The 21,037-nt window shown below is 59.7% G+C and carries 20 protein-coding genes; 11 read left to right on the top strand and 9 right to left on the bottom strand.

Going from position 1 to position 21,037, the window contains the following annotated elements:
* The first annotated feature begins 25 nt into the window (after nucleotides 1-25).
* The 3 genes from HKK55_RS26975 to HKK55_RS26965 are packed head-to-tail and all read left to right on the top strand — an operon-like array spanning nucleotide 26 to nucleotide 3,702.
* The gene (locus HKK55_RS26975; RefSeq protein WP_169357379.1) at nucleotides 26-1,834 is read left to right on the top strand and encodes an ATP-binding protein; all 1,809 of its coding nucleotides are present in this window, start codon (nucleotides 26-28) and stop codon (nucleotides 1,832-1,834) included.
* Nucleotides 1,831-3,213, top strand: coding sequence for a sigma-54 dependent transcriptional regulator (locus HKK55_RS26970; protein WP_169357378.1), 1,383 nt, complete (start codon nucleotides 1,831-1,833; stop codon nucleotides 3,211-3,213). The genes HKK55_RS26975 and HKK55_RS26970 overlap by 4 nt, the downstream gene beginning before the upstream one ends.
* Before the next feature lie 33 nt (nucleotides 3,214-3,246).
* On the top strand, nucleotides 3,247-3,702 hold the full coding sequence (locus HKK55_RS26965; protein ID WP_169357377.1) for a YiiD C-terminal domain-containing protein: 456 nt from the start codon (nucleotides 3,247-3,249) through the stop codon (nucleotides 3,700-3,702).
* 106 nt (nucleotides 3,703-3,808) lie between these two features.
* Here HKK55_RS26965 and cysQ read toward each other — a convergent pair whose 3' ends face one another.
* A complete protein-coding gene (gene cysQ / locus HKK55_RS26960; protein ID WP_169357376.1) occupies nucleotides 3,809-4,645 on the bottom strand; it encodes a 3'(2'),5'-bisphosphate nucleotidase CysQ in 837 nt (278 codons plus the stop codon).
* A complete protein-coding gene (gene nudE / locus HKK55_RS26955) occupies nucleotides 4,642-5,208 on the bottom strand; it encodes an ADP compounds hydrolase NudE (RefSeq protein ID WP_169357375.1) in 567 nt (188 codons plus the stop codon). Before nudE ends, cysQ begins: the two co-directional genes overlap by 4 nt.
* A gap of 101 nt (nucleotides 5,209-5,309) precedes the next feature.
* On the opposite strand from nudE, the gene yrfG reads away from it, so the two are divergent.
* Nucleotides 5,310-5,972 (top strand): GMP/IMP nucleotidase, encoded by a 663-nt coding sequence (yrfG, locus tag HKK55_RS26950; RefSeq protein WP_169357374.1) that lies wholly within the window; start codon nucleotides 5,310-5,312, stop codon nucleotides 5,970-5,972.
* A gap of 48 nt (nucleotides 5,973-6,020) precedes the next feature.
* On the opposite strand, the gene lysM is transcribed toward yrfG, so the two are convergent.
* Nucleotides 6,021-6,461, bottom strand: a complete 441-nt coding sequence (lysM, locus tag HKK55_RS26945; protein ID WP_169357373.1) for a peptidoglycan-binding protein LysM — start codon at nucleotides 6,459-6,461, stop codon at nucleotides 6,021-6,023.
* A gap of 208 nt (nucleotides 6,462-6,669) precedes the next feature.
* On the opposite strand from lysM, the gene fdhD reads away from it, so the two are divergent.
* The 3 genes from fdhD (at nucleotide 6,670) to HKK55_RS26930 (ending at nucleotide 10,550) form a co-directional block, all read left to right on the top strand.
* The gene (fdhD, locus tag HKK55_RS26940; protein ID WP_169357372.1) at nucleotides 6,670-7,509 is read left to right on the top strand and encodes a formate dehydrogenase accessory sulfurtransferase FdhD; all 840 of its coding nucleotides are present in this window, start codon (nucleotides 6,670-6,672) and stop codon (nucleotides 7,507-7,509) included.
* A complete protein-coding gene (locus HKK55_RS26935) occupies nucleotides 7,506-9,854 on the top strand; it encodes an FdhF/YdeP family oxidoreductase (protein WP_169357371.1) in 2,349 nt (782 codons plus the stop codon). The genes fdhD and HKK55_RS26935 overlap by 4 nt, the downstream gene beginning before the upstream one ends.
* A 219-nt stretch (nucleotides 9,855-10,073) precedes the next feature.
* Nucleotides 10,074-10,550, top strand: a complete 477-nt coding sequence (locus HKK55_RS26930) for a glycine zipper domain-containing protein (protein ID WP_169357370.1) — start codon at nucleotides 10,074-10,076, stop codon at nucleotides 10,548-10,550.
* 41 nt (nucleotides 10,551-10,591) lie between these two features.
* Here the strand turns inward: HKK55_RS26930 and HKK55_RS26925 are convergent, their stop codons facing one another.
* Together HKK55_RS26925 and HKK55_RS26920 are read right to left on the bottom strand one after the other, a co-directional pair.
* Nucleotides 10,592-11,023: a thioesterase family protein gene (locus HKK55_RS26925; RefSeq protein ID WP_169357369.1), complete on the bottom strand. Its 432-nt coding sequence runs from the start codon at nucleotides 11,021-11,023 to the stop codon at nucleotides 10,592-10,594.
* Nucleotides 11,024-11,046: 23 nt separating this feature from the next.
* Nucleotides 11,047-12,984, bottom strand: coding sequence for an ATP-dependent DNA helicase RecQ (locus HKK55_RS26920; RefSeq protein WP_169357368.1), 1,938 nt, complete (start codon nucleotides 12,982-12,984; stop codon nucleotides 11,047-11,049).
* Between the two features lie 262 nt (nucleotides 12,985-13,246).
* Here HKK55_RS26920 and HKK55_RS26915 point away from each other — a divergent pair, with 262 nt between their 5' ends.
* Complete coding sequence (locus HKK55_RS26915; protein ID WP_169357367.1) at nucleotides 13,247-13,624, top strand: DUF1493 family protein; 378 nt, start codon at nucleotides 13,247-13,249, stop codon at nucleotides 13,622-13,624.
* Nucleotides 13,625-13,738: 114 nt separating this feature from the next.
* A complete protein-coding gene (locus tag HKK55_RS26910; protein ID WP_169357961.1) occupies nucleotides 13,739-14,590 on the top strand; it encodes a DMT family transporter in 852 nt (283 codons plus the stop codon).
* A gap of 60 nt (nucleotides 14,591-14,650) precedes the next feature.
* Here HKK55_RS26910 and HKK55_RS26905 read toward each other — a convergent pair whose 3' ends face one another.
* From HKK55_RS26905 to HKK55_RS26895, 3 genes are all read right to left on the bottom strand, one after another.
* Nucleotides 14,651-16,192, bottom strand: coding sequence for a phosphoenolpyruvate carboxykinase (locus tag HKK55_RS26905; protein ID WP_169357366.1), 1,542 nt, complete (start codon nucleotides 16,190-16,192; stop codon nucleotides 14,651-14,653).
* A gap of 179 nt (nucleotides 16,193-16,371) precedes the next feature.
* On the bottom strand, nucleotides 16,372-17,274 hold the full coding sequence (gene hslO, locus HKK55_RS26900) for an Hsp33 family molecular chaperone HslO (protein ID WP_169357365.1): 903 nt from the start codon (nucleotides 17,272-17,274) through the stop codon (nucleotides 16,372-16,374).
* Nucleotides 17,275-17,382: 108 nt separating this feature from the next.
* Nucleotides 17,383-17,790: an RNA-binding S4 domain-containing protein gene (locus HKK55_RS26895; protein WP_169357364.1), complete on the bottom strand. Its 408-nt coding sequence runs from the start codon at nucleotides 17,788-17,790 to the stop codon at nucleotides 17,383-17,385.
* Nucleotides 17,791-18,120: 330 nt separating this feature from the next.
* Here HKK55_RS26895 and HKK55_RS26890 point away from each other — a divergent pair, with 330 nt between their 5' ends.
* A complete protein-coding gene (locus HKK55_RS26890) occupies nucleotides 18,121-18,570 on the top strand; it encodes an ATP-dependent zinc protease (protein ID WP_178128904.1) in 450 nt (149 codons plus the stop codon).
* Nucleotides 18,567-19,472 carry a 30S ribosomal protein S6--L-glutamate ligase gene (gene rimK / locus HKK55_RS26885; RefSeq protein ID WP_003187674.1) on the top strand — a complete coding sequence of 302 codons (906 nt, stop codon included), beginning with the start codon at nucleotides 18,567-18,569 and terminating at the stop codon, nucleotides 19,470-19,472. The genes HKK55_RS26890 and rimK overlap by 4 nt, the downstream gene beginning before the upstream one ends.
* Nucleotides 19,473-19,607: 135 nt before the next feature.
* Here rimK and HKK55_RS26880 read toward each other — a convergent pair whose 3' ends face one another.
* Nucleotides 19,608-20,921 (bottom strand): ATP-binding protein, encoded by a 1,314-nt coding sequence (locus tag HKK55_RS26880; RefSeq protein WP_155585492.1) that lies wholly within the window; start codon nucleotides 20,919-20,921, stop codon nucleotides 19,608-19,610.
* Nucleotides 20,922-21,037: the final 116 nt, after the last annotated feature.

The raw sequence follows: 21,037 nt of genomic DNA, 5'->3' as shown, positions 1-21,037 counted from the left end.
CTGTACCCACAGGCGCATGACTCCAATGACTCCACCCCTTCCGCGAAGACCTCGCTGGCGCAGTCTGGCCTTGCTGGCCCTGTGCCTGGCGCCGCTGCTATGGCCGCTGGAGCATCTGGCCGAGCGTTATTACCGCAGCGAACTGGCCGGGCAGAACCGCCAGACCCTCGACCTGTACGTCGCCAACCTGCTGGGCACGCTGCATCGCTACGAAGTGCTGCCACAAATCCTTGGGGATCTGCCGGCGCTGCGTACCGCCCTGGATGCACCTCAGGTCAGCACCAATCTGGCCAACGCCAACCTGTTGCTCAAGGACGTTGCCGCCCAGGCCGGCGTGGAAGTGATGTACCTGATGGACACCACCGGCAAGACCCTGGCCGCGTCCAACTGGGATAAACAAGACAGTTTCGTCGGCCGCAATTTCTCCTTTCGCCCCTATTTCAGCGAAGCCATGGCCGGACGCCTTGGGCGTTTCTTTGGCCTGGGCACCACCTCGGCCAAACGCGGTTACTTCTTCGCCGCCGCCGTACGTGACGGCGACACGATCATCGGGGTGCTGGTGGTCAAGGTCGACCTGGATCACACCGAAAGCCTGTGGGGCAAAACCCCGGAACAGTTGCTGGTGACCGACCATAACGGGGTGGTGATCCTGACCTCGCGGCCGCAATGGCGGTTCCGCGCCACCCGGCCGCTGACCGAAGAAGAACGCCAGGCCATCATCGCCATCCAGCCCTACCCGACCCGCGATCCGCAGCCGCTGAATCTCAGCACCACGGCCTGGCTGCGCCAATCCAGTGAAATTGCGGAAACCGGCTGGAATGTCGAAATTCTCGCACCACGCACCTTGATCAACCGCCCGGTGCGCACTGTAGTCGCGGTCGGCGGCGCAGCCCTGCTGGTAGTGATGCTGTTGCTTGGCCTGATGATGCAGCGCCGTCGCCACTACCTGGAACGCATCGCCTTCGAAGCCAAGGCCCGGCGCGAACTGGAAATGCGCGTGGCCGAACGGACCAGCGACCTGGAAGGCCTCAACCGCCGCCTTAAACAGGAAGTGCTGGAGCGCGAAACGGCCCAGCAGGAATTGGTGCGAGCACAGGACGACCTGGTGCAAGCGGGCAAACTGTCCGCCCTGGGTACCATGTCAGCGAGCATCAGCCACGAACTCAATCAACCGCTGGCCGCGATTCGCAGCTACGCGGAAAACGCCGAAATTCTCCTCGACCACCAACGCACCGACGACGCTCGGGGCAACCTCAAGCTGATCAGCGAATTGACCGGGCGCATGGCATCGATCATCGCCCACTTGCGCGCCTTCGCCCGGCGCGACCGTCATGCACCGGAAAGTGTCGCCCTGCAACCGGCCCTGGACGATGCCCTGGCCCTGCTGGCCAAACGTCGGCAGGCCATGGAAGTCGAGTTGATCCGCGACTTGCCGGAGGCGACCTTGTGGGTGGCCGCCGGCGAGACCCGTCTGCGCCAGGTGCTGGGGAACCTGCTGGCCAACGCCCTCGACGCGCTGACCGAGAAAGGCCCACCGCGCAAACTCTGGCTGAGTGCCGAAACCACCGAACAAGGCGTCAACCTGTACATCCGCGACAACGGCCCAGGCTTTTGCATGGAGGCCCTGGGCCGTGCCAGCGAGCCGTTCTACACCACCAAGACCCGCACCCAGGGCCTGGGGTTGGGCCTGGCGATCTGCGACACCTTGATGCGCGCCTTTGGCGGTGAACTGCTGTTCTCCAACCACCGCGAAGGCGGCGCGCTGTTAACCTTGAAACTGCGCGCCGGAGCACCGGGCGTCAGTCTGCAACCGTCCGAGGACCGCAGTGTATGAGTATCGATAACCAGATTCAGGTGGTGTTGATCGACGACGATCCACACCTGCGTCAGGCCCTGTGCCAGACCCTGGACCTGGCCGGGCTGAAAGTCCTCACCCTCGGCGAAGCCCAGGGCCTGACCGCGCGCCTGTCCCGGGATTGGCCGGGGGTGGTGGTCAGCGATATCCGCATGCCGGGCATGGACGGCCTGGAGCTGCTGGCTGAACTTCATGGCCAGGACCCGGAGTTGCCAGTACTGCTGATCACCGGCCACGGCGATGTGCCGCTGGCGGTGCAGGCGATGCGTGCCGGAGCCTATGACTTCCTGGAAAAACCCTTCGCCAGCGATGCCCTGCTCGACAGCGTGCGACGTGCCCTGGCCTTGCGCCGCCTGGTGCTGGACAACCGCAGCCTGCGCTTGGCCCTGAGTGATCGTCAGCAACTGAGCACGCGCCTGGTGGGGCAATCCGCACCGATGCTGCGCCTGCGTGAACAGATTGGTGCCTTGGCCGCGACCAAGGCCGACGTGCTGATCCTCGGTGAGACCGGCGCCGGCAAGGAAGTGGTAGCTCGTGCCCTGCACGACTTGTCGAACCGCCGCACAGGCCCGTTCGTCGCGATCAACGCCGGTGCGTTGGCGGAGTCCGTGGTGGAAAGCGAGTTGTTCGGCCACGAGCCAGGGGCCTTTACCGGAGCGCAGAAACGACGGATCGGCAAGTTCGAGTTTGCCAACGGCGGCACGCTATTCCTCGATGAAATCGAAAGCATGAGCCTGGATGTGCAGGTCAAATTACTGCGTCTGCTGCAAGAGCGGGTGGTGGAGCGCCTGGGGGGCAATCAGTTGATCCCGCTGGACATCCGCATCATCGCCGCCACCAAGGAAGACCTGCGCCAGTCCGCCGACCAGGGGCGCTTCCGGGCCGACTTGTACTACCGCCTCAACGTCGCGCCGCTGCGTATTCCACCCCTGCGTGAACGAGGTGAAGATGCGCTGATGCTGTTCCAGCATTTCGCCGACGAGGCCAGCACTCGCCATGGCTTGCCGCTCCATGAGTTGCAACCGGGCCAACGCGCTTTGCTGTTACGCCACCGCTGGCCGGGCAATGTGCGGGAACTGCAAAACGCCGCCGAGCGCTTCGCCCTGGGCCTGGAACTGGCGCTGGACAACATGTCGGATGACCCCTCGGCTGGCGCCCCAGTGTCCACCGGCGGCTTGAGCGAACAGGTCGAGCATTTTGAAAAGAGCCTGATCGCTGCCGAGCTGGCCCGCCCCCATAGCTCCATGCGCAGCCTCGCTGAAGCCCTGGGCCTGCCACGCAAAACCCTGCACGACAAACTGCGCAAGCACGGGCTGAACTTCGCCGACAGTGGCAACAACAACTCGGACGACGAATGACGCCCGCCCCTTTCACGCTGCCAAGAGGCCGCCATGAGCCGCGATAGCCGTTACCTGGAATCGATTCTTCACCACGACATTCCCCTCACCCGGGACATGGGCCTCAAGGTACTCGACTGGCAGGACCGGCAGCTGCGCCTGCACTTGCCGTTGCAAGCCAATATCAACCACAAAAGCACGATGTTCGGCGGCAGTCTCTACTGCGGCGCGGTGCTGGGGGGTTGGGGCTGGCTTCACTTGCAACTGCGTGAAGAAGGGATAGAAGACGGGCACATCCTGATCCAGGAAGGGCAGATCAGTTATCCCTTGCCCGTCACCCAGGATGCGACGGTGGTTTGCCAGGCACCGGAAGATAAGGTCTGGAAACGGTTTTTGGCGACGTATCGGCGGTATGGACGGGCACGGTTGACCCTGGAGACTTGGATCGTCAATGACGGCAGTGAAGAACGGGCCGTGGCGTTTACCGGGCAGTATGTCCTGCACCGATAAAAGGTGGTGGGCTTGCTCGCGAAGGCGGTGTGTCAGTCACCGAATACATCAACTGACACACCTCCTTCGCGAGCAAGCCCGCTCCCACATTTGGCCTGCTGTGTACCTAAGACCTGGCCAGGTTCAGCAACCGCTCACGCCACGCCGCCTTGGCCGGCAACGCCAGGAAAAACGGGTTCAACAAGGACTCCCGCGCCGGATAGCTGAACGGTTTGCCATTCAACTCCAGCACTTCGCCACCCGCGCCTTCCAACACGCCCTGGGCCGCAGCAGTGTCCCACTGTGACGTCGGCGCCAGGCGCGGATAGCAATCGGCGCTACCCTCGGCCAACAGGCAAAACTTCAGCGAGCTGCCGATATTGGCCAGTTTCAACTCGCCCAACCCTTCTCTCAACCCGGCCAACAGGCGCTCCTGCTCGGGGCTGGAATGACGGCGACTGGCGACCACGGTAAAAGCTTCTCCCGCAGCAGGCTTCTCACGCACCTGGATCTGCTTGGGCGCTTCATTCACATCCGAGCGCCATGCCCCAAGACCCGCGCCACCGAAGTAGCAACGGCCGCTGGTGGGCATCGACACCACACCAAATACCACTCGGCCTTGTTCGATCAACGCGACGTTGACAGTGAACTCCTCGCTGCCGGAGATGAATTCCTTGGTGCCATCCAGCGGGTCTACCAACCACCAGCGCTGCCAACCGGCGCGCACGCTCTGGTCGATATCGGCGTCCTCTTCCGAAAGCACAGGAATGCTCGGGTCCAATGCGGTCAGCCCGGCAAGAATCAGATGGTGGGCCGCCAGGTCGGCGGCAGTGACCGGTGACTCATCCGACTTGGTCGTCACGGCCACATCGGCACGCCAATACGGCAGGATGACTTCTCCGGCCTGGCGCGCCAGTTCAATCACAGGAGCAATCAACGGGTGACCCAGGAACAGTTCGCTCATGGCTGGAACGCCCCCCGCTGGGTCAACAAGTCCCGCACCAGATAAAGCGCCGCCAAGGCACGGCCCTCACTGAACTGCTCGTTCTGCGCCAGCTGCGACAGCTCTCGCAGGTTGACCCGTTCCACACGCATGGGCTCGGGTTCGTCGCCTTCCAGACGCTCCTCATAGAGATCCGTGGCCAGCACCACCTGGATTTTCTGGCTCATGTAGCCAGGGGATAGCGACAGCTCGGTCAAGTGTTCCAACTGGCGCGCGCCGTAACCCGCCTCCTCCTTGAGCTCACGGTCCGCTGCCGCCAGCACATCCTCGCCGGGCTCGATCAAGCCCTTGGGCAAAGACAGCTCATACGCGTCGGTGCCACCGCAGTACTCTTCAATCAACAGCGCGTGATCCGCGTCGATCATCGCCACGATCATCACCGCGCCATAACCCGCACCTCTGCCGACCAGGCGCTCGTAGGTCCGCTCTACGCCATTGGAAAAGCGCAATTGCACTTCCTCCACGCGGAACAAACGGCTACTGGCGACTATTTCTCGGGCGAGGACGGTGGGTTTCTGGCGCATAAGCGGCTCCTTGGCATGATCGGGTTACTATACCGTGGCTTTTCCGATTGTCTGTGTCGGATATTTTTACTTACTTAAAGAGACTTACCTGGGAGTCATCCATGCCTTCAATACCCTGGCATGCCATCGACACTGTCCTGCTGGACATGGATGGCACCTTGCTCGACCTGCATTTCGACAACCATTTCTGGATGGAGCACCTGCCCCAGCGCTATGCCGACCTGCATGGCGTGAGCCGCGCCATGGCCGAGATGGAATTGCAGCCGTTATTCGAGCGTAACGCCGGTCAGTTGCAATGGTATTGCCTGGACTTCTGGAGCAACGAACTCAAGATCCCCGTGCGCGAACTCAAGCTGGAGACCGCTCACCTAATCGCACTGCGTCCGGATGCCGATACTTTTCTGGCGGCAATCAAGCAGGCTGGCAAGCGAGTGATCTTGATCACCAACGCCCACCGCGACTCATTGTCGCTGAAGCTGGAACGTATCGAATTGGCGCCTTATTTCGAACGGCTGATCAGTTCTCACGACTATGGCTTTGCCAAAGAGAACCCGCAGTTCTGGGATGCGCTGCAAACGGATATCGATTTCGACCCGGCCCGCAGCCTGTTTATCGACGACACCTTGCCTATCTTGCGCAGCGCTCGGGATTTTGGCGTGGGGCATTTGCTGGCGGTAAAAGAGCCGGACAGCCGGAAGGGGCCGAAAGATACGGCGGAGTTTGCGGCGGTAGGGGATTACAGAGAGTTGATCGTGGGACTGTAGGAGCGAGAGAAAACTAGGCGTCCCCTCGCTCCTACAACAAGCTGACGTTTACTCAGGAATACGCAGTGTCTGCCCTGGGTAAATCTTGTTCACATCCTTGAGCATCGGCTTGTTGGCCTCAAAGATTTTGTTGTACTGGTTGGCGTTGCCGTAGACCGCCAGGGAGATGGCACTCAGGGTGTCACCGCTTTTCACAACCACAAAGCGGGCCGCGGCGGTCGCAGCACCGGTAACGGTAATCTGGTCATCAACGCTGGCAACGCCAGCGATATTACCTGCCGCCAAGAGGATTTTTTCTTTCTCTTCCTGGGTGCCAACCTCACCAGTAATCGTGACCTTATCGCCATCAACGGTAGCGGTCACATTCGGGTTACCTAACCCAACATCCTGAATGTGCTTCTTCAGCTCTTCACTCGCGTTCGCATTACCCGGCGTCAACAGATCAATCAGCTTTTCGCCTGCTTCTTTAACAAAGCTAAAAATACTCATGGTGCGCTCTCCTTGGGATTTGATTTCCAGATGCCCAAGACTAGACCAGTCCTACAGATCTTGGTTCCAGTTCAATAAATAACCTTGTGAGGCCAGCTGCCGCAGGAGTGATCGACGCCATCTATCAATAGATCAGTACAGCCGATTAGACGCGACTCTTTGTCGCGCCTAGTCTTAGAGCTGAATACTCCGCCGGTGGTAATGCCCCATGAACGCCAAGCGCCCAGCCTGCGCGGCGCCCGCCCTCGAAACGCCCGCGCCCGCCGCCAGCCACAGCTACCAGTATTGCAATCTTGAACACACGGAATTCGCCAGCACCGCGTTGGCCGAGGAAGTGGCGTTGGCGATTGCCTATAACGACATCAGCCAGGCAGTGATGCTGGTGACGCCAACCGACCTTGAAGACTTCATTGTCGGCTTTAGTATCGGTAGCGGCATTATCACCGACGTTAGCGACATTTATGACCTGAACCTCAGCGGAGCGGGCTCGACCCAGTACGCTCAGGTAGAAATCTCCAGCCGCGCCTTCTGGAACCTCAAACAGCAACGCCGGCAACTGGCCGGCACCAGTGGCTGCGGCTTGTGTGGCGTGGAGGCTGTGGAACAGGCATTACCCGACCTCAAGGTCCTGCCAGGCGCCCCTTTGCCCCCAGCCGAATGGCTTGATGGCCTGCGCCAACGCATCAGCGCCTTCCAGCCATTGGGCCAATACAGCGGCGCGGTCCATGCGGCGGTGTTCATGAACGGCCAGGGCGAGTTGCTGCTGGGCCGTGAAGACATCGGCCGGCACAACGCTCTCGACAAACTGATCGGTGCGCTGATCCGCCAACAGATTCCGACCGACGGCGGCCTGGCGATTGTCACCAGTCGCTGCAGTCTCGAACTGATCCAGAAAGTCCTGCGCGCCGGTATCCAGACCCTGGTCAGCCTGTCGTCGCCCACCGGCTTGGCCTTGCAATGGGCCCGTCGGCACAACCTCAATCTCATCCACCTGCCGCAGAAAAGTGCGCCGCGGGTCTACAGCCCTGCGATGGAGAATCAAGCGTGAGCACTCATCATCAAGCCGACGATAAACCCACCCCGCGCTACAAGCCCTACAAAGGACCGGCCGGTGGCTGGGGCGCGTTGATCAGCGTGGCACAAGCCTGGCTGACCAGTGACAACGCGCTGAAAAACATCCGCATGATGCTCAAGACCAACCAGAACGGCGGTTTTGACTGCCCGGGCTGCGCCTGGGGCGACTCGCCGGAAAGCGGCATGGTCAAGTTCTGCGAAAACGGCGCCAAGGCGGTCAACTGGGAAGCCACCAAACGCCGGGTGGACGCTGCATTCTTCGCCAAGCACAGCGTCAGCTCGCTGCTGGAGCAGAGCGATTACTGGCTGGAGTATCAGGGCCGCCTGACCGAGCCCATGAGCTACGACGCCGAATCCGACCGTTACAAACCCATCAGCTGGGAGTCGGCCTTCGACCTGATCGGAAAACACCTCAACACGCTGCCGAACCCGGACATGGCCGAGTTCTACACCTCGGGCCGGGCCAGCAACGAAGCGGCGTATCTGTATCAGCTGTTCGTGCGCGCCTACGGCACCAACAACTTCCCGGATTGTTCAAACATGTGCCACGAGGCCAGCGGCGTGGCCCTGGCGCAAAGCGTGGGCGTCGGCAAAGGCACTGTGACCTTTGACGACTTCGAACACGCCGACGCCATTTTCGTCCTTGGCCAGAACCCTGGCACCAACCACCCACGGATGCTCGAACCCCTGCGCGAAGCGGTAAAGCGCGGCGCCCAAGTGGTGTGCATCAACCCGCTGAAAGAGCGCGGCCTGGAACGCTTCCAGCATCCACAACATCCGCTGGAAATGCTGACCAACGGCGACAAGCCAACCAATACCGCGTATTTCCGCCCGGCGTTGGGTGGCGACATGGCCATCCTGCGGGGCATGGCCAAGTTCCTGCTGCTGTGGGAACGCCAGGCCCAGGCAGAAGGCAAGGAGGCCGTGTTCGACCACAACTTCCTTAACGAACACACCGCCAACGTCCTGGAATACCTGGGCCGCATCGATGACACCACTTGGGATGAGATCGTCGAGCAATCCGGCCTGACCCTGGTGGAAATCGAGCAAGCGGCGCGCATGTACGCCAAAGGCAAGAACGTGATCATGTGCTGGGCCATGGGCATCACCCAGCACCGCCACTCGGTGCCGACCATCCAGGAAATCGCCAACCTGATGATGTTGCGCGGCAACATCGGCCGGCCGGGCGCCGGCCTGTGCCCGGTGCGCGGCCACAGTAACGTGCAGGGCGACCGCACTATGGGCATCAACGAACGACCACCGGTGGCGTTCCTCGACTCCCTGGAACGTCGCTTCCAGTTCAAGGTGCCTCGCGAAAACGGCCACAACGTGGTGGAAGCGATTCACGCCATGCTGGAAGGCCGCTCCAAAGTGTTTATCGGCCTGGGCGGCAACTTCGCCCAAGCCACGCCGGACAGCCCGCGCACTTTCGAAGCCTTGGGCAATTGCGACCTGACCGTGCAGATCAGCACCAAACTCAACCGCAGCCACCTGGCGCACGGTAAAGAAGCGCTGATCCTGCCGTGCCTGGGCCGTACCGACATCGACCTGCAAACTGAAGGCCCGCAAGCGGTGACGGTGGAAGACTCCTTCAGCATGGTCCACGCCTCCAATGGCCAACTGCAGCCGCTGTCGAAACAGATGAAGTCCGAGCCTGCAATCCTTGCCGGTATCGCTGCCGCGACGCTAGGCAGCAAGCCGGTGGACTGGAACTGGCTGGTAGCCGATTACGACCGCATCCGCGACCTGATCGCCGACACCATTGCGGGCTTCAAGGACTTCAACGCGCGGGTGAAAAATCCGGGTGGTTTCTACCTCGGCAACGCTGCTGGTGCCCGTCGCTGGAATACACCAACAGGTCGCGCCAACTTCCGCGCCAACGCCCTGCCCAAGGACCTGGTGCACGAACGCACCCGCGCTACCGGGCAGTTGCCGGACCTGATCATGCAGTCGATGCGCTCCCACGATCAGTACAACACCACTATCTATGGCCTGGACGATCGTTATCGTGGGGTCAAGGGCCAGCGGGATGTGCTGTTCGTCAACGAAGCCGACATCATTCGCCTGGGCTTCAAGCCAGGGCAGAAGGCCGACATCGTGTCGATCTGGGATGACGGACGTGAGCGGCGGGTCAAGGGTTTCACCTTGTTGGCGTTTGATATTCCTGCCGGGCAAGCGGCGGCGTACTACCCGGAAGTGAACCCGCTGGTGCCGCTGGAAAGCACCGGGGATGGCAGCCATACGCCGACGTCGAAATTCGTGGCGATTCGTCTGGAAAAGGCCAGTGACAGCGGATTGATCATGGCCAGATCCGCATAAGGCAACGCTACGCGAGGCTGGATTTCAGGCAAAAAAAGGCCGCTTTTGCATAAAAGCGGCTGTTCCGAAGTAACTAAAGACTCGCAAAATCAACTTAAGTTCCCGATATAAAACAGCAACTTAGCAAATTGTATACAACCCGTGTCATTGGTCGGATTTCCATTGTCACAATCCCGATACAGCCTCAGGATCGCGCCGTCATCCTCTTGAGGTTCCCCTATGAAGTTCTCCTCGATTCTCTTGTTGTCCCTTGGACTGGTCAGTGGCGCAGCCATGGCCGGTGGCACCGCCGAAGCCGGTGTGGGCGGCGCATTGGGCGGGGTTCTAGGTTCGGTCGTTGGTCAACAGTTGGGCGGCAACACTGGTTCGACAATCGGCGCGGCCCTCGGCGGCGCGGGCGGTAGTGCGGTTGGCGCGAACAAACACAGCCGTGGTGAAGCCGCTATCGGTGGTGCGCTGGGCGCAGCGGGCGGTAACGTGGTAGGCCGCAGTGTCGGCGGTAGCACCGGCAGCCTGATCGGCGCAGCAGCCGGCGGTGGCGCCGGTGGCGCGCTGGGCAACTACATGGGCAACAAGAGCAATGACGACGACCGTCGTTATCGTGGACGTGATAACCGCCGTTATGACCGTGATGATCATCGTGGTCGGGGCCACGCCTATGGCCATCGCAAACATCGTCATCATCACGACGATTGATCCTTTGAAGGCGCTGCCGCAGTCTGCGGCAGCGCCTCAAGTCACAGCACCAGTCGTTGCAGAGCCTCACGCAAGTGCTCCGGAATCGTCACCGGCTGATTCGACCCCCGATCCACAAACACATGCACAAACCTTCCCGCTGCACAGGCGTCCTCTTCGCCAGCCTTGAACACTGCCAATTCATACTGCACTGAACTGTTTCCCAACTTGCCCACGCGCAAACCGATTTCGATGCGCTCGGGAAAGGCAATAGAAGCGAAGTAGTCGCAAGCCGAACTCACCACAAACCCCACCACTTCACCGTCATGGATATCCAGGCCACCCTCTTCGATCAGGTAGGTATTTACGGCCGTGTCGAAGAAGCTGTAGTAGGTGACGTTATTCACATGGCCATACACATCGTTGTCGTGCCAGCGGGTAATGATCGGCTGGAAGTGACGGTAATCGGCACGCTGGGGCATCGAGTCAGACATGGGCAAGTCCCGTTAAAGTGGGTTTACAGACTGTTCAAATGAGCTTCGGCCCATTCACGCACCTCGGCATAGGGATACTCCTCCAGCACGCCGAAGCCTGGAACCCCTCGTGCCTTCAGCTTGGTAAACAGCGGCACGCTGATACCGCATAAAAACCGCGTAAGCCGTTCAGCGCCGGGCAACCTGCCGCTGTGTTCATGGTGCCTGTGGATAAAGTCACCGCACAGCCCCTGGAAGTTTTTATCCACAAGCGCCGACAAGCTTGGCGGCGACGGCAAATGCGCGACATTACCGTGGCAGATCGAGCAATGCCCGCATTGTTGGGGTGCGTTTTCGTCGCCGAAATAATGCGCCAGGCGATAACCCAGGCAGCGATCAGTCGCGAACAGGTCCAACATGGCGTGGATCCGAGCAACCTCCGTCACCTCATGCTGCTTGAAGCCCGCATGCAACTCGATGCTCAGGGTCTGGGGATCAAAATCGGTATTCAGAAGACTGTAGACCTCGGTCATCTGCTTGCTTTCCAACTCGATCAGGCCCTGCTCCTGGAAGTAATCCAAGGCCTTCACCACCCGGCTGCGCTCGGCTTGATGCTGTTGATAGAGCGCATCGAAGTCCACCGTCGCCCAGGTTTTCGCCCTTTTGCACACCTGGATAATCGCCGAGACAAACTGCTGCCGCTCGCCGGAAAAACGCGTCAGCAATACCTCGGGCTCCACCAGGTACTTGAAGCGATATTCGGCGTAGAAAGCATAGCGTGGCGCGATCACAGCCTTGAGCTCCAGTTGCACCAGCAAGGTCTTGAGCGGTAGTTCGCGGATGTTGCTGTGGTCCGACAACGACCGAAGCAAAAACTCCCACTGCCCGTCGTCACGGGCTGCCAGTATTTCCTCCAGGACACGCCGAATACCTTCCTGCTCCGGTGTGTCACCGTACACAAAGTTTTCCAGCACATTGAGGCTGTCGCGGTTGGCCAGGACCAGGCAATCGGACGGCTGCCCGTCACGCCCGGCGCGGCCGATTTCCTGGCTATAGTTCTCGATGGATTTGGGCAGGTCAAAATGCACAACGTTGCGGATATCGCTCTTATCGATGCCCATGCCGAAGGCAATGGTGGCAACGATGCAATTGGACTGGCCACCCATAAACCGTTTTTGAATGCCTTCGCGCTTATCGTGGGGCAAGCCGGCGTGATAGGCCTCTGCCTGGATGCCATTACGATTCAAATGCTCGGCAATATGCTCCGCGGTTTTCTGCAAGGTGACGTAGACGATGCTTGGCTGATTGGCCCGCTCGTTCATCCAGGCCACCAGCCGCCGACGCTTGTCCTGGCCGCTGACCGGTTCCACCAGCAAGTTGAGATTGGGCCGGTAGAAGCCCGTCGTGATCACGTCTTCAGGCGCAATGGCGAACTTGGCCTGCATGTCGGCGATCACCTTGGGCGTGGCCGTGGCAGTCAACAACAGCGCCTGAGGGATACGAAACTGACGCTGGTAGTCGGGCAGTTTCAGGTAATCCGGTCGAAAGTTGTGGCCCCATTCGGAAATACAGTGAGCCTCATCCACCACCAACAATGAGATCGGAACCGTTTGCAGGAAATTGCGGAAGCGCTCGTTCTTCAGGCGCTCCACGGAAATCATCAGGATCTTCAACTCCCCGGAGCGCGCCCGAGCCATTACATCATTTGCATCATCGCGGCTCTGGGCCGAATCAATACTGCCCGCAGAGATACCATGGCGCTGCAGGAAGCCAAGCTGGTCCTGCATCAAGGCCAGCAACGGCGACACCACCAGCGTCAGGTGCGGCAACAACACAGCAGACAGCTGGTAACAAAGGGACTTGCCTGAACCGGTGGGGAAAATCGCCGCTGCCGAACGGCCAGCCAGCACGGCGCTGACGGCTGCCTCCTGGCCCAAACGAAACTGTGGATAACCAAAGACCTGTTGGAGGGTGTTGTGCATAAGCTGTCACTCCATTGACCGCTGAACGAGCTCAAAACATAGACCAGCACGTTCGGCGAATCGAGAAAGGTCATAAGGAGAAAAGAGACAGGATGATACACAGGCTGAGCGATGGAGCAGGTACCTGTAGGAAACGTTTTAACCTTATGCAGGACGCAGCCACAAACATATTCCTAACCTGGACAAGCCGGTTGGTGGACCGGAACAAGTGCCTTCGAATAAAGTCAGTTGCCCCTTCCACCTACTCCGGTGCAACCCCACCATGAACCTGGCCCCCGACCTCCCCGAAGACACCGTCATGCAACAGCTCCTGCAATTGCTGCACGAAGAAATCGGACTTCCCGAGCACAAGGCGCTACGCCTTGAAACCGCCATCAACCTCGACCTGGGCTGCGACGGCGCCGAGGCCAATCAATTCATGGAGGTATTGGAACAGGACTTCGCTGTCGACTTGAACGACTACGACGCCTATCGTTACTTCCAACCTCCCGTCTTCGACGTCTTCCTGAAACGCCGAGCCAAAGGCCGTGGCGATAAAATCCCGCTGACCATCGGCATGCTCTACCTGGCTATCAAGACTCAACGCTGGGACACACAAACACTGGAAAACCCGAGCGCACAAAGCACTCAACCACAATAAAGATCAATAACTGTGGGAGCCGGGCTTGCCCGCGATGAGGCCAGAACAGTTGCCACATCTATAAACTGATACACCGCTGCCCTAAAAAAATAAGGACCTTACATGGACGTACTAATGGGCCTGCTGGCCGCCCTGCTCTGGGGCGGCACTGACTTCCTCGTAGGCCTCAACGCCCGAGCCGTCGGCGTCAAACGCGCGGTGTACTTCGGCCAAGCTTTGGGTTTCCTGATCATGACTCTGCTGCTGATCATATTCCCGGCGTTTCTCATCAAGTCTCTCGCGGCCCCCATGAGTGTCTGGCTACTAGGCGCCGCAGCCGCCCTGCTAACCGTCTCTGGAGCCCTCGCCCTGTCCAAGGCCTTCGCCCTGGGAAAAGCTGCCATTGTCGCGCCTCTGGTGACCTCATACGGTGTCGTCACCACCCTGCTGTCCTGGGCCAGTGGCGAGCACATCAGCCTGATCCAACTCGGTTGCATCGCCTTGTGTGTGGTCGGCGTGATCCTATCCAGCATCCACAAAGACAATGGCGTACCGCATAACAGCCCCAATCGCTCCATTGCCTACGCGATGCTCGCAGCACTGCTCTATGGCACAAGTTTTTGGGTGCAAGGCCGTTACACCCTGCCGACGCTCGGCCCGGTCACGATGCTTTGGGTCGGATATCTGGTGGGCCTGTGCGTGTTGGTGTTGATGGTGCTTAACGTCAAAGACGGCCTGAAAATCCCACCGTTGAAAAACTGCGCAACGCTGACCGGCGCGAGCTTGATGAACCTCGGAGGCTTTTCGGCATTTTCTTGGGGTGCGATAGCCGGGTCGGTTTCGGTGGTGACCGTGATCAGTACCTTATCCGGCGCAGTCGCCGCAATTCTGGGGTTTGTATTCTTCAAGGAGCGCCTGTCGGCAGTGCAGGTAATAGGTGTTGTGCTGGTGTTAGTCGCAGCCGTGGTTTTGCACCTCGTCGACTAATCCTTCGCCCACAAAAAAGCCGCCCACAAGGGGCGGCTTTTTCTCAACAACTGCCGAATATTACAACTTCGGACCCGCCGCCTTGATCGCATCGCTCACTTCAAACTTCTTGAAGTTCTCAATGAACAGACCTGCCAGCGCCTTCGCAGACTCGTCGTAGGCAGCCTTGTCAGCCCAGGTGTTACGCGGGTTCAACAGGCCCGTCTCAACGCCCGGTACGGTCAATGGCACGTCCAGGTTAATGGTGTCCAGGTGTTCTGTTTCAGCACCGATCAACGCGCCGCTCTGGATCGCTGCAATCACACCACGGGTGGTCGGGATGTTGAAGCGTTTGCCCACGCCGTAGCCGCCGCCGGTCCAGCCGGTGTTGACCAGGTAGACCTTGGAGCCGAAGCCGCGGATGCGCTTGATCAGCAGCTCTGCGTATTCGCCAGCCGGACGCGGGAAGAACGGTGCGCCGAAGCAGGTGGAGAAGGTCGACTTGATGCCGCTGCCCGAACCCATTTCAGTCGAACCCACCAGCGCGGTGTAGCCGGACAGGAAGTGGTAGGCCGCTTGCTCTTCGCTGAGGATCGACACGGGCGGTAGCACTCCGGTCAGGTCGCAGGTCAGGAAGATCACAGCGTTCGGCTCGCCACCGAGGTTTTTCTCGGAACGCTTGGCAACGTGCTCCAGCGGGTAAGCGGCGCGGCTGTTCTGGGTCAGGCTGACATCGGCGTAGTCGGCGTGCTTGGCATCGTCGATTACAACGTTTTCCAGCACAGCACCATGCTTGATGGCTTTCCAGATAACCGGCTCGTTCTTCTCGGACAGGTCGATGCACTTGGCATAGCAACCGCCTTCGATGTTGAACACCACGCCCTCGCCCCAACCGTGTTCGTCGTCACCGATCAGGTAACGGCTTTCGTCGGCGGACAGGGTGGTCTTACCGGTGCCGGACAGGCCGAAGAACAGGGTCACGTCGCCCGCTTCGCCAATGTTGGCGGCGCAGTGCATCGGCAGTACGTCAGCGGCCGGCAACAGGAAGTTCTGCACCGAGAACATGGCTTTTTTCATCTCACCGGCGTAACGCATACCGGCGATCAGCACTTTTTTCTGGGCAAAGTTGAGGATCACGCAACCATCGGAGTTGGTGCCGTCACGCTCTGGCACGCACTCGAAGTTAGCAACGTTGAGCACCTGCCATTCTTGACGACCGGCCGGGTTGTACTGGGCCGGGTTGATGAACAGGCAACGACCGAACAAATTCTGCCAGGCAGTCTGAGTGGTCATCTTCACGGCCAGGTAGTGGTCTTCGGCAGCACCTACGTGAACGTGGGAAACGAAATGCTCTTGCGCGTTGTTGAATGCCTCGACACGAGCCCACAGAGCATCGAACTTGTCGGCCGGGAACTTGCGGTTGATCGGGCCCCAGGCAATGGCTGCCTGGGTGGAAGGCTCTTCAACGATGAAACGGTCGACCGGCGAACGGCCGGTACGGTGACCGGTACGTACGACCAGCGCGCCAGTATCGGCAAGCTCGCCTTCACCGCGCTGCAGGGCTTCTTTGACCAGATCGTCAACACTCAGATCGGTGTATACGGCGTTATTGGCTTGCGTCATGAGGTTCCCCGTCGGCCAGTGGCCGAGTGCTCCAAACGTTTTGTAGTAGAAAGTTGCGCACTACTACCGCGAAAAAAGTGGGCCGGATTATGCCAGAAAAGCCCAAAAAGAGTAGGGCCCTCCCGTCAGAACTGCGCTAATCCGGCGTTTGTCAGGTGAATTACCTGTGCTTAAACGTTTTAGTGGCGGGTGCCCGAAGGGGTGTCGACACCGGCCCCGGCGAACAATTGAGCGATATCAGCGGCGTCGAACAAGTAGCGCTGGTTGCAGAACTGGCAGTCGATTTCGATGTGGCCGCCGTGCTCCACCACAAGATTCTGAGCATCTTCCAGACCCAGGCTCACCAGGGCGTTGGCCGAGCGCTCGCGGGAGCAACTGCAGTGAAAACGCAGGGACTGCACGTCGAACAGGCGCACGGCCTCTTCGTGGTAAAGGCGGTGCAGGATGGTTTCGTTGTCCAGGCCCAGCAACTCTTCGGCTGTCAGAGTACCGGCCAGCGCGGTGAGGTTACGCCAGCTTTCGGCGCGATCATCGTCGTCCTTGATGCGGTCCTTGGGCAATTGCTGCAACAGCAGGCCACGGGCGCGCTTGCCGTCGGCGTTGAGCCAGAACCGGGTGCCGATTTGCTGGGACATCACGAAATAGTTGGTGAAACAGTCGGACAGGGTATCGCCGTCGAGGTCGACGATGCCCTGATAACGCTGGCCTTCGGTCGGGTCGACGGTAAGCGCCAGCACACCGTTGGGCATCAGGTCGGCCAGGGTGGCATCCGGGGTGATCTGGTCGGCGTCGTAACGGGCCAGGCCACGGATTTCCCGCTCGCTGGAGCACTCGATCATCAGCAATGGAATCGGGCCTTCGGAACGGGCCTGAAGGATCAGCAAACCATCGAATTTCATTGTACCGACCAGCAGCGCAGCGGCGGCCATCAGCTCACCGAGCAGTTGCGCGACCGGCTCCGGATAGGGATGCTTGGCGAGGACTTCGGCATAGCTACGCTCCAGGGCAACCAGTTCGCCGCGGGCGTCGCTGTCGTCGAAGATGAAGCGTTGGGTGAAGTCGGTATCCGGTAGATCAGTCATAGGTCTGGGTATCTGAATTGAAGAGTTTTAACGCGAAGATGCAACAGTTTATGAACAATCCGGGTTTGTTCCAAGCCAAGTGATGTCTTGGGCGATTACCGGTTGACCTCAATCGTCGTTGCCACTGCCACGGAACTTGAACAGGTCCCGTCGTTGCTTCTTGCTCGGCTTGCCATCGGTGCTGACGCCAAGAGATCCCGCCTTACGCATCGCCGCCGCCTTTTCGCGCTTGGCGATGCTGGCTTCGGTTTCGGTGTACAGCGCCTGGGCTTCAGGCGCCCCACGACGAACGATGGACAGCGCCTGAACCACCACGGTCCGCTCATCAAAACCGGCACGGATCTGGAACTCATCACCCAAACGCGGCTCCTTGCCCGGCTTGCAGCGCTCCCCCCGGCAATGCACCTTGCCACTCTCAATAGCCGCCTTGGCCAGGGCACGTGTCTTGTAGAAGCGCGCCGCCCACAGCCACTTGTCCAAACGGACTTTTTCGTCCTCTTCCTGCTTCTGGGCCACTTGAATTCCTCGCTCTGAAAAATGCCGCAACTTTAACGTTGAAACCCTACGACGCATAAACCCTTGGGCTCACCTAAGATACGCCAGACATCACGCTGTTTTCGTGAGTTTCCCTTGAACCCACTGATTTGCGAAGCCCGATAGATAACTGTCGCCATTTGCCGAATATTCTGCGTGAATACCGCGAAATCGGCGCGTCACCCTCAGTGACAGCTCTGGGATTGTCACAATCCTTGAGCAGTTGGACGTTACTGTCCTCGACGACTACGAAATATTTCTGATTGCCGGTTATCCATATTGAAGACATTTGACCATTTGACCGTTGTCGGTCTGCGTGAGTGGGTGGCACTACCCGAGTTGGGAGTAGCGGGCCTGCGCGCAAAAATCGACACCGGTGCCAGTACCTCCAGCCTGCATGCCACCGAGATCGAGCCGTTCGAGCGCGACGGTAAGAAGTGGGTGCGCTTCACCGCGCACCTGGGCAGCGTGGTGCAACTGCGCCACCGGCGCTGCGAAGCGCCACTAGTGGCGATGAAAACCATCAAAAGCTCCAACGGCCAGGCGCAGGTGCGCTATGTCATCAGCACCACCCTGGCCCTGGGCGATCGCGTATGGCGGGTGGAGTTCACCCTCGCCTGCCGCAAAGCCATGCGCTATCGCCTGTTGCTCGGTTCCAAAGCCCTGATTGACGGCCAGTTGGTGGTCAATCCCGGGCTCAAATACGTTCAAGACAAGCCGGTGTTCCCGGTCTCTACTATTTCTGCCACAGGTGTTGCATGAAGATCGCTGTGCTGTCGCGTAACCCGCGTCTGTATTCCACCCGTCGCCTGGTCGAGGCCGGCACCGAACGTGGCCATGAGATGGTGGTGATCGATACGTTGCGCGCCTATATGAACATTGCCAGTCATAAGCCGCAGATCCACTACCGAGGAAAACCGCTGGAGGGCTTCGATGCGGTGATCCCGCGAATCGGCGCCTCGGTGACCTTCTATGGCTGCGCCGTGTTACGCCAGTTTGAAATGATGGGGGTGTTTCCGCTCAACGAGTCAGTGGCTATCGCCCGCTCCCGAGACAAGCTGCGCTCGCTGCAATTACTGTCGCGGCGCGGTATTGGCTTGCCGGTAACAGGTTTTGCCCACTCCCCCGATGACATTCCCGACCTGATCGAGATGGTCAACGGTGCGCCGCTGGTGATCAAGGTACTGGAAGGCACCCAAGGTATCGGCGTGGTGCTCTGCGAAACCGCCACGGCGGCCGAATCGGTGATCGAAGCGTTCATGGGCCTCAAGCAGAACATCATGGTCCAGGAATACATCAAGGAAGCCGGTGGCGCGGATATCCGCTGCTTCGTGGTGGGCGACAAGGTGATTGCTGCGATGAAGCGCCAGGCCAAGCCAGGAGAGTTTCGCTCCAACCTGCACCGAGGCGGCAGCGCCAGCTTGATCAAGATCACCCCCGAAGAACGCATGACCGCGCTGCGAGCAGCCAAGGTGATGGGGTTGAGTGTGGCCGGGGTAGATATCTTGCGGTCGAATCACGGGCCATTGGTGATGGAAGTGAACTCATCACCGGGTCTGGAGGGGATTGAGACCACTACCGGCAAGGATGTGGCCGGGATCATCATTCAGCATCTGGAGAAGAATGGTGGACCGAACATGACCCGAACCAAAGGCAAGGGCTAGAAACACAAGCATCAAAGCAACGCAGAACGAGTGTGGGAGCGGGCTTGCTCGCGAATGCGGTGGATCAGTCGACATAACAGTGACTGAAACACCGCATTCGCGAGCAAGTCGAATCGTCGCACCGCCGCTCCCACATTAGACCGCATCCCTTGGCAACATCAGCCCCAACGGCAAGCGCACCCGCGCTTCCAGACCGCCCTCGGTACGGTTACGCAATTCAACATTGCCACCGTGCATCGAAGCAATCCGCCGCACAATGGCCAAACCCAGGCCTGTCCCTTTGCCACCCCGGGCACGGTCGCCACGAGTGAAGGGGTTGAAGATGCCTTCCAACTCATCGGGATCAATGCCGGCGCCACGGTCCATGACACTCAGCACCACATAAGGCGCGCTAGGGTCTCCCGACACGTAAGCCGCCACTTCCACGTCAGAACCGGCATGGTGCAAGGCATTGCCGATCAGGTTGTTAAGCAGCCGTTTCATCGACACCCGACGCAACGCGAACGGCTGGATTGGCTCCAGACGCATGCGCACCTGCTCACCGTTCTGGTTGTAGGGTGCCACCACTTCGCGCACCAGATCCGTCAGGTCGACCTCCTCCACAACCTCGTCACGGCCATCGCGGATAAAGGCCAGGAACTGGTCGAGGATCGCGTCCATGTCTTCGATATCACGAACCATGTCGTCGGTAAGGTCAGTGTGGTTACCCATCAGCTCCAGGGAAAGGCGCAGGCGCGTCAGCGGTGTGCGCAGGTCATGGGACACGCCCGCGAGCATCAGCTCGCGCTCGCGGCCTGCCTGTTCGACATCCTCGGCCATCTGGTTGAACGCGCTGTACACCTCGGTCATTTCGCTCGGTGTGTCACTGATGGGCAGGCGCACACTGCGACCCTGACCCAATTGGCGAGCCGCAAACACCAAGCGCTTGAGCGGCTGATTGAGCTGGCGCACGAAGATCCAGGCGGACGCGGTTGAAAGCAAACCAATGGCCAGGAACCAACCCAACACGTTCCAGATTTTCTGCCCACGCAACGGATGCGGATACAGTGGCACTTTCAGCCAGCCATCCCCCAGGCTTGGTGCTCGGACCCACAGTGCCGGCGACACATGCATGCGCAGGCGTACTTCGGTGTCGTCACCCAGTTCGGCCTGCATCTGGCGCTGGTAAATCTCACTGTAGGGCCAATGCTGTTCGCCTTCGGGCACACCAGCACCCACCACCCGGACAAGCGTCGCAGCCTTGGCGATCTTCTCGCGATTCTCGGGGTCCGCAGCCCAATAGGCGCGTAACGTCAGGGCGACGCCGTGGCTGTACTGTCGATCTACCAGCACGTCCTCGTTCATCAATAGATAAACCAGGGTCAGTGCCTTGGAAAAAAGAACGACGATCAGCACCAGCCAAAGGGTGCGGGAGAAGAAGCTTTGCGGGAACCAGAGCGGGGTTTTCATAGAAGACAGCTAGACACCTTGCAGGAGCGAGCGGCGCTCGCAGAATTGCAGACGCCGGGCATCCAGTCGTCCCAAAGGGGACGAACTTCAGAATGCCCGCGTCTGCAAATCATCGA

The organism is Pseudomonas sp. ADAK18, from assembly GCF_012935695.1.
In the GTDB taxonomy this organism is placed as follows: Bacteria; Pseudomonadota; Gammaproteobacteria; order Pseudomonadales; family Pseudomonadaceae; genus Aquipseudomonas.
The sequence above is the reverse complement of the archived record's forward strand: the minus strand, read 5'-3'. Positions and strand labels throughout refer to the sequence as shown.

Excerpts from the sequence above, each read along its gene's own strand:
- HKK55_RS26965 (WP_169357377.1), top strand. The coding sequence starts at position 3,247 with ATGAGCCGCGATAGCCGTTACCTGGAATCGATTCTTCACCACGACATT.
- hslO (WP_169357365.1), bottom strand. The coding sequence starts at position 17,274 with ATGACTGATCTACCGGATACCGACTTCACCCAACGCTTCATCTTCGAC.
- lysM (WP_169357373.1), bottom strand. The coding sequence starts at position 6,461 with ATGAGTATTTTTAGCTTTGTTAAAGAAGCAGGCGAAAAGCTGATTGAT.
- HKK55_RS26930 (WP_169357370.1), top strand. The coding sequence starts at position 10,074 with ATGAAGTTCTCCTCGATTCTCTTGTTGTCCCTTGGACTGGTCAGTGGC.
- HKK55_RS26975 (WP_169357379.1), top strand. The coding sequence starts at position 26 with ATGACTCCACCCCTTCCGCGAAGACCTCGCTGGCGCAGTCTGGCCTTG.
- fdhD (WP_169357372.1), top strand. The coding sequence starts at position 6,670 with ATGAACGCCAAGCGCCCAGCCTGCGCGGCGCCCGCCCTCGAAACGCCC.
- HKK55_RS26880 (WP_155585492.1), bottom strand. The coding sequence starts at position 20,921 with ATGAAAACCCCGCTCTGGTTCCCGCAAAGCTTCTTCTCCCGCACCCTT.
- HKK55_RS26920 (WP_169357368.1), bottom strand. The coding sequence starts at position 12,984 with ATGCACAACACCCTCCAACAGGTCTTTGGTTATCCACAGTTTCGTTTG.
- HKK55_RS26925 (WP_169357369.1), bottom strand. The coding sequence starts at position 11,023 with ATGTCTGACTCGATGCCCCAGCGTGCCGATTACCGTCACTTCCAGCCG.
- yrfG (WP_169357374.1), top strand. The coding sequence starts at position 5,310 with ATGCCTTCAATACCCTGGCATGCCATCGACACTGTCCTGCTGGACATG.
- HKK55_RS26910 (WP_169357961.1), top strand. The coding sequence starts at position 13,739 with ATGGGCCTGCTGGCCGCCCTGCTCTGGGGCGGCACTGACTTCCTCGTA.
- rimK (WP_003187674.1), top strand. The coding sequence starts at position 18,567 with ATGAAGATCGCTGTGCTGTCGCGTAACCCGCGTCTGTATTCCACCCGT.
- HKK55_RS26905 (WP_169357366.1), bottom strand. The coding sequence starts at position 16,192 with ATGACGCAAGCCAATAACGCCGTATACACCGATCTGAGTGTTGACGAT.
- cysQ (WP_169357376.1), bottom strand. The coding sequence starts at position 4,645 with ATGAGCGAACTGTTCCTGGGTCACCCGTTGATTGCTCCTGTGATTGAA.
- HKK55_RS26970 (WP_169357378.1), top strand. The coding sequence starts at position 1,831 with ATGAGTATCGATAACCAGATTCAGGTGGTGTTGATCGACGACGATCCA.
- HKK55_RS26915 (WP_169357367.1), top strand. The coding sequence starts at position 13,247 with ATGAACCTGGCCCCCGACCTCCCCGAAGACACCGTCATGCAACAGCTC.
- nudE (WP_169357375.1), bottom strand. The coding sequence starts at position 5,208 with ATGCGCCAGAAACCCACCGTCCTCGCCCGAGAAATAGTCGCCAGTAGC.